The following is a 13,812-nucleotide window of genomic DNA, read 5'->3' as shown; positions in this document are numbered from 1 at the left end:
AATCTTCTTCGCATTTTTTTGCATCTGAATACCTAGTGAAGTTCAAAGGGCCAGCGATAGCCAGCCGTTAACTTAAAACTTAACTGAGATCTCTGACGTGATACCGTCAAACCCTGCGCCAATTTGGCCGCCAGAGTTAATGCCTTCGTCTTGATCAACGTATTCCACTTTCAATAGGGTTTTATCGTTGAACCAGTAACCCGCTGCAACTTGTAAGCGCTCTACTGTGTTGTCTGTTTGGGCAATTAAGTCCGAGGTGTTTTCGGCTTCTCCATAACGGGCAGCCACATAGAATTTGCCGGGAATTACGTAATGTTGTGCTTCTACCGTCCAGTACTCGACAGATGATTCGCCTTTAATCACGCGGTTTGAATCAAAAGTGGTACCCGCGGGGTCAGCTACACCATCAGTACCGAAATAAGTAATACCAGCAACTGCATTACCCTCGGTATCAGCAAAGGTGTAATCATCACTTGATTGGCCTACCATCAAAATAACGCTGGTATCTGCATTCGGTTGATAAGCTAAGTTTAGTTGAATGGTGGTTTGGTCAAGGCCAGGCATAATACCGACGTGAGTATCACGCTCACTGCTAGGGGAAGCAGAGAAGTTGTAGTTTTCACCGTCACCAAAGCGATAATTGGTAGTGGTCAGACCGTCAAGGCTGGCAACACCATTTTCAAAACGCAGTTGGTCGCCCTGATTAGCTTGTAAGAAGTTCAAACCGACTTTGAAGCCGCCAGTGAATTCTAGAGTACCTTGTAACAAGTAATTAAAACCGCGATCTTCTTGAAAAGCCTCACCAAAGCTTGAAGTAGTAATGTGACCCGTCACGTTATAAGCGCGAATCACACCGCTATCAAAACGTTCGTTGTAACGCAGCTGAGCGCCGTTTTCTGCAGTAGCGTAGTCGGTCATCCAGTTACCAATAAGTGCATTGCCTTGGTTGTCTGCTCCGTCTTGAAAGCCTTTAAACTGAAAAGGCGAGCCGCCAATGTTTCCTAAGCGAAGTGTCAGGTCGGCGTTGTCACGTTTGTATTCCGTTAAACCAAATACATCAAATTCAATTCCGGCGTAATCGTTGTGGAATGAAAAGTCTCGATCACCATTGTTACCAAAGTCATTTGGCTCTTCTGCGATGTCGATATCGGCAGTGATGTAATCGTTGATGTGAAATTTAAACATCAAGTTGGCTCGAATACGGCCAAAACCTGACGACTGTTCTTCATCTTCTGGTCTAAATGCGCCTTCTTTAGCTTGAATCGCTTGATAGTTTTGCATCGCTAAAAAGTTCACATCTACTAAGCCATCAAGAAATGTAGCAGCGTTAACTTGCGCAGGTATTGAAGCGGCCATAACCGCTGCTGCAACGACTCCAAGTTTATTAAATACGGATGCAGAACGTTTATTACAGGTCTTTGAGTTAGATGCGTTGATAGCGCTTTTGGCTGCGGTCGAAACGAATGTTGTTTGTCTATTTTTTAACATCATTGTGTCCTAGTGATAGTCATTAATGTGTGGTTCAAAGATCTCAAATCGAAATCATCTAACGTCGATACAACCGTTAACCGTCAACACAAACCAGAGCATAAGCTCTCAAGTTACTCTAAATGCCTGTATTGGGTATATGCCCGACTGGTGAGCATAATCCCAGATCAAATTAACATCGTCAATTGTTTTTGATTACAAAATGTTCACATTTGCGCCGTATTTGTAACTTAACTCAATAATTCAATAAGTTAGTTGTGTAAAAAATGTTGCCTAAATGTTCGTTTGTTTCAGTGTTATCACGTAGATCGAGGGACGATGGGAGGCAGTTTTGATGTTCAAGGCGTGAATTGAAGACGTACTCGTTGCGAGAGTGAAACAAAATTTATAAGTGATTTTGCTATCGAATGTACGAAACTTGATACTTAACAAGTGTCGACTTTGATGAGTCGACTACAATGTTTAGGATAAATCTTAACCAATTGTTTAATATAAAAACTTTGCAATAATCATTAATATTTAGCTAAAGTTGAGCACAAGGGTCTTATGTCCTCAACGCAAAATTTTTGCTTTAAGTATTTAGCCGTTAAATTGAAGCGGACCACCAGACTACAAATAGTAGTAATGCGGTAATAAGGGATTGATAGATGCTGTTTAGAACCATCAAGAACACAACGACCATGCTCACTGTGGTAGCGATCGTGATAGTGTGTGCTGCCGTTGTCGCATCCTCCGTCGAGGAGTACGAACAGTTATATCTGGAAGCAACACGAGCGGATCTTGATGGGCTATCAGAAAATTTGGCCAGTGATCTTGTGCCTCTTATCGCCTCAGATCCTGATATCTTTGAAGTCACTACGACGCTGTTACGGTTAGACCGCTACGAAAATGTAAAATATGCTGTTGTGTTCGATGAAAATTGGCAACGTATTAATGTTTATTTTGGTTCAATGTCTGTGCCTGAAGAGCTCGATTCTGCGATAAACACCAACGAGCTTAGGCTTCAACCCCATGGGGTTTACGTGAAAGACGGTGAGCTTATCGCCCTCAAGCTAGTGGGGGATGCGCGACTGCCCCTTGGCCATCTACTCATCGTTAACGACTCATCAGGTCCCTTATATAGCAGTAAATTGACGCTGCTCAAGCGTGTACTACCACTCGTGTTCTTAGTGCTCTTTGTGGCCATCGTTGGCTCATTATTCGTTCAGCGTCAATTGTTTCTCCCATTAAGCCGCCTCTCTCGCGTTGCGAAAAGAATTCAAGATACTCACGATTATTCACTGCGAATAGACACTCGGGGAAAGCAAGAGGTTGCAGAGCTGAGCCGCGATATTAATAGCATGATGGAGACCATCAACGCTGAAACACAAAAGAACGCGAAATATACCGAACAGCTTAAAGAACAACAAAAAGCCATGGAGCGCTTGGCAAATTTTGATGGCTTGACAGGTTTACCGAATCGCCAATTCTTCATGGAAACGCTAAGGTTAGAGTTGGCGAAAGCAAAGCGTGATGAGCGAAACTTAGTTTTAATGTATTTTGATTTAGACGGTTTTAAGGGAGTAAATGACTCGTTTGGGCATGAAATTGGTGACCTAGTATTGATGGAAGTATGCCGTCGGACCAAAAGCATTTTACGCGACGGTGACTTAATCTCTCGCTTAGGCGGGGATGAGTTTCTTATTTTACTGCACAACGAGCCCAATGATTTGGAGCTGTATGAAATTTCTGAGCGCTTAGTCAGCGGGCTCAATATGCCTTTTGAGATTCAATCGTGGGAAGTGCAAGTTGGTGTAAGCATTGGTATTGCTCGTGCCAGTGATTCAAATTTTAATGTCAGTGAATTTGTCAGTAATGCCGACATCGCCATGTACCGCTCCAAATTAGCCGGTCGCAGCACGCACACCGTGTTTGTGCCAGAAATGATGGAGGACAATAAACGGCGTTTGTTGATTGCCAACTCTATTGCTAACGCGATTAAGTTCAATGAATTCAGCATTCACTATCAAGGCAAAGTGGACGCAGACGAAAATATAGTCGGTTATGAGGCATTGATACGTTGGAAAAGCGATGAACTGGGGTTTGTATCTCCAGCCGAATTTATACCCATTGCCGAGCAAAGCGGCAAAATTTTATCTATTACAAAGTGGGTGATTAAACGGGTCTGCCAAGAGCTACAGCAAGTCCATGCATTGCATAAAAATGAGATTGTGGTGTCAATCAATCTGTCGGCCCATGACATCAAAAATACGGCTCTCGTTGATTATATCCGTGGTATGTTCACCCGGTATAACGTTGACAATGCCAGTATTGAATTTGAAGTGACGGAATCTGCCTATTTAGAAAACTTCGATGTCGCAAACCATTTTCTTACCCAGCTACGTGAAATGGGTTGTTCCATTGCGCTGGATGACTTTGGGGCAGGGTATTCTTCATTGGGTTACTTGACCCAAATCGAGCTGAATACATTGAAAATAGATAAGCAGTTTGTGGATAACTTAAACATGTCGAAGCGCAGTACCTTAGTCACCAAAACTATCATTGAGATGGCTAAGCAGTTGAATTTGAAAATATGCGCCGAGGGTGTGGAAACCAGAGAGCAAGCTGAATTTCTAATTGAAAACGGCTGTCATCAATTGCAGGGATACCTATTTTCCAAACCCAAAAGCTTACTTGAAATGCTTAGCGTCTAATTTTTTGCTGTCTACCCTTTAATATTTAATGTGCGCTGTAAAGTACGGTTAGTTCGTCAGGTATAGACACTCCCGCTGGTAAGTACCCAACGGCGCCTGGGTGACTTTTGATGTACTCCAAGACCGCTTTTTCAGAGGCAACTTCTTTAGGGGCTTTTTTACGCCCAGTAAATCGCATCTGAGCCCAGTAAGACTGAATTCGAGACTCAGTTAAGCCAACCACTCTGGTATTGAATAACACACGTGTTTGATTTTCTGGTGGTAATGCGATCGCCTCAAAATTATGAGGCAATGCACCGCCCATGAATAAGTTACGGACTTGTTGGCGATTCAGTTGAATATCCTTATTTTCCGTATTGGCAACCACTACGATCGAGTAATTAGCTCTGGCGGGAAAGCCAAAGATAAGCGTTAGAATGACAGATAAAAAGAGGGCTCTCATCAAAATACCCACTCTAAGGCGAGTTGATAGAACATGGCCTTTCCGTCAAAATTACTGTTTCTGTCGACGAAGATTCCTTCGAAACCGTCCCTTTCTTTCAGCAACGTAGTTTGCATTTTAAAGGCTAAATTCTCGTTCCAATCCCACCGGCCTCCGATGCTGTAGCTTACCGTGCTGTTGTTTCCAACCTGAGCGGTAATTTGCTGGTAGCCATAGGCTAGTTGGTCAAGTTGTGGATTCACCCCGAAAGGAATTTCAGAAATGGCAGTGCTGTATTTATTGGTATCGCGAGCAAATGATGCGTAAACAGAGAATGGATAAAAGTTCATTCCGCCTGAAACGAAATAGCCATTTGTATCAGGGGCAAGAAATAATCCAGTTCTCAACCTTGAGGCTTCAGAGCGGAAGAAATAATCCACATCTTCATAGAAAGCACTAAGTTGGTAAAACCGGGTAAAACCTTCGTTTGAGAGTGAGTCAGCACTTTGTATAAAACCCAACCCACGCAATATATCGCTAAAATCAGATAATTCTTCTTGGGTAACGTCAGCGTCTCCTTGATGAAAAGAAGCGCGGAACGTCCAACCTTCGTAGCCTAGTGTGCTGATTACACCGTGCATGTTATCAACATCAGTATTTAACGAATTACCTTGATAAACGAAGTCTCGGTCTAATTCCCCAAAGTAAGCTTCAAGACCCAGAGAAATGTGTTCGCCAATATATTCGTACTCGGCATGCAGGCCATCAAAGTTTGGAAATAGAAATTGTTGATAAACTTGTTGTGGCAATGACACCCAATTATAAGCAAAACCAACATCTAAATAATCGCTATAGCTGAATACAGGTGTTCGTTGGCGTCCTAGTTTTAATTTTAATGCTTTGCTGTCAGCAGTGTACGTTACATACAACCATTCGATACCAGAATTGGCGTCGTCGCCAGTACGACCAATTACTTGAGCGGTAGCAGAAAAATTATCGCTGAGTTGATATTCAGCCTGTAAACCCAACAATGACTGTTCAGCTACACTGATTTCATTTTCGTAGCCTAAAAAGGTCGCATTTTCTTCAGCAAGATAGCCCGCAACGACTCGCGCAAATCCTGAAAATTCCAGATCATCTAATCCTTCTGCTTGCACCGTAGGGATGTTGCTGATGCTGGCTAGTCCGCAAGCTAATAATGAATTTGAAATACTTTTTTTCATGATGTAGACGGCTATTTTTCCGTTTTAGCAACAAATATGGTTTTCACTCTCTTCACTACACGGGATCCGTTAGTATCCTAATGAAGCCCCGAATGTGTCAGAGAATAGTATAAATGACGGTTAAGTCGTCCGGTAGCGTCAAGCTAGCGGGCAGGTAACCCACAGCCCCTTTATTGTTCTGAAGGTATTCAAGCACCAATTGTTCGCTAGCGACTTCTCTGGGAACCTTTTTACGACCAGTAAAGCGCATCTGTGCCCAATAAGACTGAATACGCGACTCCGTTAGGCCGATAACTTTGGTGTTGAATATGACACGAGTTTGGTTTTCTGGTGGCAACGTTATGGCAATAAAATCATAACCAAGCGGTGTACCCATAAATAAATTACGCACTTCATGGCGACTCAACAGTATGCCCCGGTCTTGTGTGTTGGCAACAACCGTAATCGCGTTATTGGCAAAACAAATACGTCCACTTAAACTAATAAAAGCAACAATAATGAGCAGAATTTTAATCAAAATACCCACTCCAACGCAATTAAATACAGCAACGCTTCTCGGTCAAACGCGGTATTTTTAATATCAAAAAATGCGCTTTCATTGTCAGCTCCTTTTATTAAACTAACTTCCCCTTTTAATGCTAAGCCTGGCTGAATATCCCAGCGCGTACCTAGGGTATACGCTTCAGAACTGTTAACAGGTAGCTGTTCAAATATATTCAAATAGTTATAAGACAGTCCATCTAATATTGGACTAAGGCCAGTCGGAATGTCACTGGCGGGTTCCTCGTAATCAGTGGTGTTCTTCGAGTACGAAATATAAGATGAAAACGGAAAGTAATTGTACCCAGTAGAAAGAAAATACCCATCTGTATCGGGCACAAAAATGAAGTCCGCCTTGATCCGATTCAGCTCTCCTCGAACAAAGTAATCTACTGTTTCGTAATTAGCGCTGAATTGAAATACCTCTGTTACCCCAGTTGTGGCCAAACTATCAGCGCTCTGACTGAAGCCCAGTTGATTGAGTAAGCCGCTAAATTGCGTTACATCATCTAACGTTACACTTGTGGTACCTTGGTGATAAGACCCCCTTAGGGTCCAGTTTTTAAAGCTGATATGGCTAATTAATCCATGAAATCCTGTCGTTTTTGCTTCCATTTCGCGCTCTGAAACGACGACTTTGTCTTTGAAATATCCCCAATAACCTTCAATGTTCATCACAAACAAGGTGCTAGGTATCTCGTAGCTTGCCATCAACCCGTCAAAGTTGGAAAAAAAGTGACGGGGGTAGGTTTGTTGGGGTAATGTCGCCCAAGGGTAGGCGTATCCTACATCTATGACATCACTGTAATTTAGAAAGGGAGTGCGCTGGCGACCTAGCTTGAGTTTAAGGGTATTTGTAGGAGCGTAAGTTAAATATAGCCATTCAATACCTGAATCTCTTTGTTCGCCGCTGTGCCCTATCAGTTGTCCAGTTATTGCCAGGCTATCCATCATCTGATAATCGGCTTGCAACCCGATTAGGCTTTCATTATCAATACTGACAGAATTATCGTAGTTGAGGTATTCCGCATCTTTATCATCTAAATACCCCAAAACAACTCTGGCAAAGCCGGAAAATTGCAGTTTATCTGAGGTCTCCGCGTAAATTGGATGGGCGTTACAAAGTAAAGCCAAGCCGCACACCAATACAAAATTCCATAATCGCCAGGGCATATTCAACTAAGACCTTTACTATTTAAGGTTAAATAAAGTACCTAATAAACAAAGTACTATAGACGAGTTAAGAATCAAATAAATTTGCTTGAAAAGCTAGTATACAAAAGGATGACAAATTCATTGTTGTGTCATTATTAACTGCAAATTTTGATAAAGCTTTAGTTGACCGGGGTTTTATGACGCTTCAATAAAGTGACTAAGGGAAAAGTACCATCTTGATATGAAAGGTGTACTCAATTGCAAGCTCAGTTAATAACCACCGCTAGGGAATAGTATAAATTACCGTTAATTGTTCCGGAACATCCATGCCAGCAGGTAGGTACCCTGTCGCGCCAACATTGCGTAAAAGGAATTGCAGCATCGAGGTTTCGTTATCAAATTCCCTAGGGGCGCGTTTGCGTCCCGTAAAACGCATTTGCGCCCAGTAGGATTGAATACGAGATTCAGTTAGACCAATTATCTTAGTGTTAAATAGTACTCGGGTATGATTTTCTGGTGGTAGCGCCACCGCTTTTAATTGATAGGGTATGACGCCGCCCATAAACAAGCTTCGCACTTGCTGACGGTTAAGTTGAATGGATTGGTCGCCAGTGTTTGCTACTACCATCACGGACTGAGCAGCGTGGGTAGCCGTTGAAAACACGAAGTACCATAGGACAAGGCAAGCAAGATACTTTTTCACTAAAATACCCACTCTAGTCCAAACTGATAAAGAACAGCATGACCGTCGAAGCCACCTAAATCCCTAACGGCGTAGTCATTACTGATGGCGTCATTAGCTTCAACAAAGGTCATTTCAGCCTTGAGTGCCACGTTATACTGCCAATCCCATCGAATTCCTATTTTTGTTCCCTTAGACTCATCGTCAGGGAAGAGATCTAAAATGCCGAGATAAGTTGCTGCCAGTAAATCTAGCTCAGGTGATACGCCAAAAGGGATCTCGTTGGCTAAATGCTCGAAGTGTAAGTCTTTTCTCCCATACGAGATATATACCGTATAGGGGTAAAAGTTATAACCCGCAGAGATATAAAAGCTATCGATATCAGCGAACAGCCCCCCAGCGCCAGTCATTTTGGTGACTTCACTGCGTAAAAAATAATCTAGATCTTCGTAATTAGCGCTGAGTTGATAGAATTGCAGCAACCCATTTGCGTTTAACCAATCAGCATTGTTTGTAAATCCGAATTGACGAAGTAATTGAGCGAATTGGGTAGCCTCGTCCTGCTCTATATCGATGTCTCCTTGACCATACGAAGCACGTAAGTTGAAGTTTCTATAGCTCACACTGGCGTTAACGCCAAAAAGCCCGATCACTTGGGTGTCTAAATCCTGGCTATCTAAATGTATTTCATCGTCAAACCGACCCCAATAGCCCTCATAGTTAATCTGCCAATCATTCAAGGTAAATTGATAATTAGCTAAAACACCGTCGAAAGTAGAGAAGAAAGCCGTGTCGTAAACTTGTTGCGGAAGGGTTAACCAAGGATAAGCAAAGCCCACATCGAGACTGTCGCTGTGATTAAAAAAAGGTATGCGTTGTCGGCCAAGTTTAACTTGTAAGGCGCTATTGGGGGTGTATGTGAGGTAGAGCCATTCTAATCCTGAGGAGCGCTGATCATCTGTATAGCCAACGACTTGCCCGGTAAATGCTATTTCTTCACTCAGCCTATAGTCTGCTTGTAACCCCAAAAGTGATTGCTGGTCGATACTGAGGCTGTTGTCATAGCCTACATACTCAGCATTCTCATCATCCAGGTAGCCCATTATCACTCGGGCAAAACCAGAAAATTCTAGCGGGTTTGGCGTGGCTGCGTTGGCCAAAGAAGTACTCAGGGTGAATGAAAGACAGACCACTAAAGCACGCAATACAACAAGATCCATATGGTGGTTACTCTTACATTAAAATTTTTATACTGTTTTGCACTTTGGGTATTTTAAATACGAAAAACGCCAACGAAAACACTAATATACTGCTTTAGTTCGTTTTTTAAGTCGCTTCCCATTAAATCATTTTCAATCCCGCATTGCATTGATAATGCACGCAATAATCTATCAGGGTTACTCCTTTTAGATATGCGTATGACAATTTACCGAACCGTGTACAAAACGGTCAACTCATTAGGCACTGATATTCCTTCAGGCAAATAGCCTACAGCACCAGCATTATTGATTAGATATTCTAACATTGACTGCTCGTTGCTAAATTCTCTTGGTGCTTTTTTACGTCCGGTAAAGCGCATTTGTGCCCAATAGGATTGAATACGTGATTCTGTAAGGCCTACCACCTTGGTATTAAACAAAACGCGCGTTTGGTTTTCCGGCGGCAAAGCGATGGCATCTAAGTCATAAGGTAAAGCGCCACCCATAAAAAGGTTGCGTACTTGTAGACGATTCAGCTGCAAGGACTTATCTGAGGTATTGGCCACCACAATAATCGCTTCAGCGGCCTTCAATGAGGGGGTTAGCACCAGCCAGCATGTGACAAATAGAGCGAGGAATTTTCTCATCAAAATACCCACTCCACACCAAACTGATACAAGATTGCGCTGCCATCAAAGTTGCCTAAATCTTTTAACGCAAAGTCGTTACTAACTTTATCAGCATGTACATAAGTCATCTCGCCTTTCAAAGCGACATTGTAACGAAAGTCCCAACGAAGACCGATTTTTGTTCCTTGGCTTTTATCATCAGGAAAGCCCGCAAGCACAGATTCATATGTGGCGGCGAGTACGTCTAAATCGGGGGAAATGCCGTACGGAATTTCATTCGCTGGGTGGTCATAATATACGTCGCGTTCACTGTAAGAAATGTAAATGGTATAAGGATAAAAATTGTAGCCAGCAGAAATATAAAAACTGTCGATATCAGGAACAGGGCCACTTTCACCCACCATTTTCGCTACTTCACTGCGTACAAAATAATCTAGGTTCTCGTAGTTGGCACTTAATTGATAAAAGCGTATCAAGCCATCTGGGTTGAGGGTTTCAGCGCTTTGGGTAAAGCCAAATTGATTCAGCACTTCAACAAACTGCGCCGCACCAGGTAGAGTGAGGTTGGCATTGCCTTCGTTGTAGGCCGCTCGAAACGTCCAACCATTATATGCCGCACTCGTGTTAAAGCCGTACAACCCAGTCACTTGGGTATCAATTTCACCACTTGCTAAATATATTTTGTCATCATAACGCCCCCAGTACCCTTCGAAATTCATAACCCACTGAGCATAAGAGTATTCATAGTTCGCCAGCACACCTTCGAAAGTTGAAAAGAAAGCGGTGTCATAAAACTGTTGAGGTAAAGTTAACCAAGGATAAGCAAAGCCCACGTCAAGGCTGTCACTGTAATTAAAAAATGGGATGCGTTGTTTACCTAATTTTATGCGTAATGCTTTGGTGGGGGTGTACGTCAGGTAAAGCCACTCTATGCCTGATGATCGCTGCTCACCCGTATGGCCAATTACCTGGCCAGTTAATGATAGCGCCTCAGTGAAAGTGTAATCTGCTTGAAGGCCAACCAAGGATTGCTGATCAAAGCTGATGCTATTGTCATAACCTACATACTCAGCATCTTTGTCATCTAGATAGCCCATTACCGCTCGAGCAAAGCCCGTGAACTGAAGCTTATCTTCTTCAGCCGCAGCGAAACCCGCTGAGCACAGCAGTAAGCAAATAAGTAAGTAGGATGCGTTAGTCAATTTCATAAAGCGATTAGTGAGCTCAATAAATGGGTAAAATGAAACGCCTTAAGCGTAACAGTACTAAAGCGCAGGTATGCGTCAACGTTTTAGCTTAAAATAAAGTAGGTAAAATTGCTTATAAACTTGGTGTTTTCTTCGCAAAAAGGCATATCCACTACGCCCAGCTTTTTTACCTTACAATAACGCTAGTAATGTCTCGTGAACGCGCTATTTCAATTCTTTCTATCGGCATCCATATAGAAACTATGAAGGCGAAACATAAATGAAAATCAAAGAGTCGTTTTATTTCTTATTGCATGGCCCTAAGTGTTGCGCTTGCAAGGCACACGTTTAGGACCGATTTTGATGGCTACACATCAAATGACAAAGCGTTACCTCTTTCGCGTTCATAAGCTTATCTCGACGGCTTGTTTGAACCAGCACAGAGCAACAAGGTATGATGCTGCTCCTCTTATTTTACATGTGTTACTCCCGTGGATTTTTTTAGCGTAGAAATGATTACCCCCTTGCTAAGCCTCTTGCTCATTGTGTTGGCCGGCTTTACTTCGTTTTTGACCGCCGCGATGGGAGCAGGTGGTGGGCTATTGCTGCTGGTGGCTATGGCGTCTTTTATGCCAATGGCTGCGGTTATTCCGGTTCATGGGCTGGTGCAACTTGGCTCGAACGCCAATCGCATGTTGCTTACCTACCGTTTTATTGACATCAATATGCTGAAGTACTTTGCTGCAGGTGGGCTTTTGGGCGCATTGATGGCGTCATTTGTGGTCAGTGATTTACCGCTCGATTGGATGAAGTTAGTCGTAGGCGTGTTCGTGCTATTTCTATTGTGGGGCAAAAAGCCCAGCATTAAAGAGTCCAGCCCATTTGGCAAAGCAATGGCCGGGCTTATCACTACGTTTTTATCCATGTTTGTAGGCGCAAGTGGGCCATTAGTCGGCAGCTATCTGCATACCAAGGGCTACGACAAAATGCGTTTTACGGCCACGTTCTCATCCAGCATGACCATGCAACACACCCTAAAAGCACTCGTTTACGGTGTGGCAGGCTTCGCATTTTGGCAATGGTTGCCCTTGGTTGTTGCTATGATCGCCGCAGGTGCTGTAGGCACATGGTTGGGCCTAAAATTGCTACACAAAATACCCGCCGCGAAGTTTCAGCGCTTAGTGCAAATTGTGTTATCTGTGTTGTCCATAAATCTGATGTGGCAAGCGGTACAGGTATTGTTTTTATCATAGTGAAAGTCGATTTCGCTAAGTACTCAGCTGTGTTGCTAGCCTGAGCTCATCACTTACTAGAGCGTGCGCGCATAAAATGTATCTTTTTGCGCCGTGCTAATAAGTGATCTTTGGGGCAATGCAGCTCGCCCAATATCCAGCCACCTTGGCCACCATCGCTGATTTTTATATCACTTGCCTCATAAACGGTGACACAGCGTTTACAATGCACTTGCCCTTTACCTGCTTCAATCATGTCACTGGCGATATACTCGAAACGATTAAAAGAAGTGGGCACCACATTACACACAAAAAGGGTGGGGTCGTAGGTGCGCAGCCATCGATGAATATAGTGTTCTTGGGTGTTAGGGAGGCGAGGCGTGTTCACCCAAGCGCTGGTTATATCGCTGTCATGGACGTTATCGTCATCGCTCGATTCGCTGCTGTCTTGCTGACTGTCTTCATCACTGAGATTAACGCTCTCGTCATCGCTGTCACTGGTATCCAAGGAAACCGGCTTAGGGTTTAGCCTATCGAATAGCACAGGTAACAAATCAGCGGTTTCAAAAATAAAGCGCCCATGGAGTCTTTCACCGTAAATATCTGTACCCTTGTACATGATATGCGAGCCACACTGGGGCAGTGCATCTACAAATGTCAGCCATTCTTGATGTGCCCTCTGGGCTTCAAGTGGGGCATTGCGGGCGCTGTTCTTCACTATGTCAGGGTCAACCGGTCTTGGCTGGGGCATCACAAACTCAGGTAGGGTGATAAAGCGTGTTTTGTCTTCGCTTTTAAACCACTTCCAGTACAGCACGGGCCAAACAAGAATATAAGTACCGGCCCGCAGCAACATGAGGCTCGGTGATGCAGGGCGTTCCACCCTGTCTTTGTAAAGCCACCAAAACCCGGCAAAAACCAAAGCAGAAAATATTCCGATCGAGAAATAAAGCATAAGGTGGTACCAATTCCAGTAAATAATTAACCACTCAGCGAAAATTTAAAAGGACTTTATCGAGGCGCTTGAATGAAGTAATAGTGGTGCTCTTTCGAGTTCAAGCAACAAAGAGTAAGTCCTTTTAAAATTCGCCCGAAGGGAATTCCCCAGCGGGTTTTGTACTACGTTCTCGGTATTTGAAAGGGAACAACCATTACTGCACACCGACGCCTTGTTCAAAATTCGCTGGATGAATTCTGAGAGGGTAATTATTTATTGGAACTGGTACGAATCACAGTATTGTTACTCCTTTAACGTACTGAAAATCCTGAGATTAGCATTCTTTATGCAGATTTTAGAAAGACAAATAATTTTCCATCGGGTACATTTTGTTACGTAAAGTTTAAGCAATTGCCTGTTCTGAAA

12 protein-coding genes are annotated in these 13,812 nt (G+C 43.2%); 2 read left to right on the top strand and 10 right to left on the bottom strand.

Annotated features, from left to right (window positions below; genetic code table 11):
- Nucleotides 1-72: 72 nt before the first annotated feature.
- Entirely contained in the window at nucleotides 73-1,488 is a 1,416-nt protein-coding gene (locus PATL_RS21100; RefSeq protein ID WP_041714139.1) for a hypothetical protein, read from the bottom strand.
- A 647-nt stretch (nucleotides 1,489-2,135) separates the two neighbouring features.
- Here PATL_RS21100 and PATL_RS21095 point away from each other — a divergent pair.
- Nucleotides 2,136-4,181 (top strand): putative bifunctional diguanylate cyclase/phosphodiesterase, encoded by a 2,046-nt coding sequence (locus tag PATL_RS21095; RefSeq protein WP_011576808.1) that lies wholly within the window; start codon nucleotides 2,136-2,138, stop codon nucleotides 4,179-4,181.
- 25 nt (nucleotides 4,182-4,206) lie between these two features.
- Here the strand turns inward: PATL_RS21095 and PATL_RS21090 are convergent, their stop codons facing one another.
- The 8 genes from PATL_RS21090 to PATL_RS21055 all read right to left on the bottom strand — a co-directional run bounded on the left by PATL_RS21090 (nucleotide 4,207) and on the right by PATL_RS21055 (nucleotide 11,238).
- Nucleotides 4,207-4,623 carry a hypothetical protein gene (locus PATL_RS21090; protein WP_011576807.1) on the bottom strand — a complete coding sequence of 139 codons (417 nt, stop codon included), beginning with the start codon at nucleotides 4,621-4,623 and terminating at the stop codon, nucleotides 4,207-4,209.
- Entirely contained in the window at nucleotides 4,623-5,825 is a 1,203-nt protein-coding gene (locus PATL_RS21085; RefSeq protein ID WP_011576806.1) for a hypothetical protein, read from the bottom strand. The genes PATL_RS21090 and PATL_RS21085 overlap by 1 nt, the downstream gene beginning before the upstream one ends.
- 97 nt (nucleotides 5,826-5,922) lie before the next feature.
- Nucleotides 5,923-6,333: a hypothetical protein gene (locus PATL_RS21080; RefSeq protein ID WP_232283344.1), complete on the bottom strand. Its 411-nt coding sequence runs from the start codon at nucleotides 6,331-6,333 to the stop codon at nucleotides 5,923-5,925.
- A 5-nt stretch (nucleotides 6,334-6,338) separates the two neighbouring features.
- The gene (locus PATL_RS21075; RefSeq protein WP_011576804.1) at nucleotides 6,339-7,538 is read right to left on the bottom strand and encodes a hypothetical protein; all 1,200 of its coding nucleotides are present in this window, start codon (nucleotides 7,536-7,538) and stop codon (nucleotides 6,339-6,341) included.
- A gap of 265 nt (nucleotides 7,539-7,803) precedes the next feature.
- A complete protein-coding gene (locus tag PATL_RS21070) occupies nucleotides 7,804-8,148 on the bottom strand; it encodes a hypothetical protein (RefSeq protein ID WP_232283343.1) in 345 nt (114 codons plus the stop codon).
- Nucleotides 8,149-8,222: 74 nt separating this feature from the next.
- Complete coding sequence (locus tag PATL_RS21065; RefSeq protein WP_011576802.1) at nucleotides 8,223-9,422, bottom strand: porin; 1,200 nt, start codon at nucleotides 9,420-9,422, stop codon at nucleotides 8,223-8,225.
- A 206-nt stretch (nucleotides 9,423-9,628) separates the two neighbouring features.
- Nucleotides 9,629-10,048 carry a hypothetical protein gene (locus tag PATL_RS21060; protein WP_011576801.1) on the bottom strand — a complete coding sequence of 140 codons (420 nt, stop codon included), beginning with the start codon at nucleotides 10,046-10,048 and terminating at the stop codon, nucleotides 9,629-9,631.
- Nucleotides 10,048-11,238, bottom strand: coding sequence for a hypothetical protein (locus tag PATL_RS21055; protein WP_011576800.1), 1,191 nt, complete (start codon nucleotides 11,236-11,238; stop codon nucleotides 10,048-10,050). The genes PATL_RS21060 and PATL_RS21055 overlap by 1 nt, the downstream gene beginning before the upstream one ends.
- 470 nt (nucleotides 11,239-11,708) lie before the next feature.
- Between PATL_RS21055 and PATL_RS21050 the strand changes: the two genes are divergently transcribed.
- Entirely contained in the window at nucleotides 11,709-12,470 is a 762-nt protein-coding gene (locus tag PATL_RS21050) for a sulfite exporter TauE/SafE family protein (RefSeq protein ID WP_041714138.1), read from the top strand.
- 49 nt (nucleotides 12,471-12,519) lie between these two features.
- Here the strand turns inward: PATL_RS21050 and PATL_RS21045 are convergent, their stop codons facing one another.
- Nucleotides 12,520-13,404 carry a hypothetical protein gene (locus tag PATL_RS21045; protein WP_011576798.1) on the bottom strand — a complete coding sequence of 295 codons (885 nt, stop codon included), beginning with the start codon at nucleotides 13,402-13,404 and terminating at the stop codon, nucleotides 12,520-12,522.
- Nucleotides 13,405-13,812 lie beyond the last annotated feature (408 nt).

The sequence above is a fragment of the Paraglaciecola sp. T6c genome, from assembly GCF_000014225.1.
In the GTDB taxonomy this organism is placed as follows: domain Bacteria; phylum Pseudomonadota; class Gammaproteobacteria; order Enterobacterales; family Alteromonadaceae; genus Paraglaciecola; species Paraglaciecola atlantica_A.
Note: the sequence above shows the minus strand (reverse complement) of the source record. Positions and strands in the feature narration are given on the sequence as shown.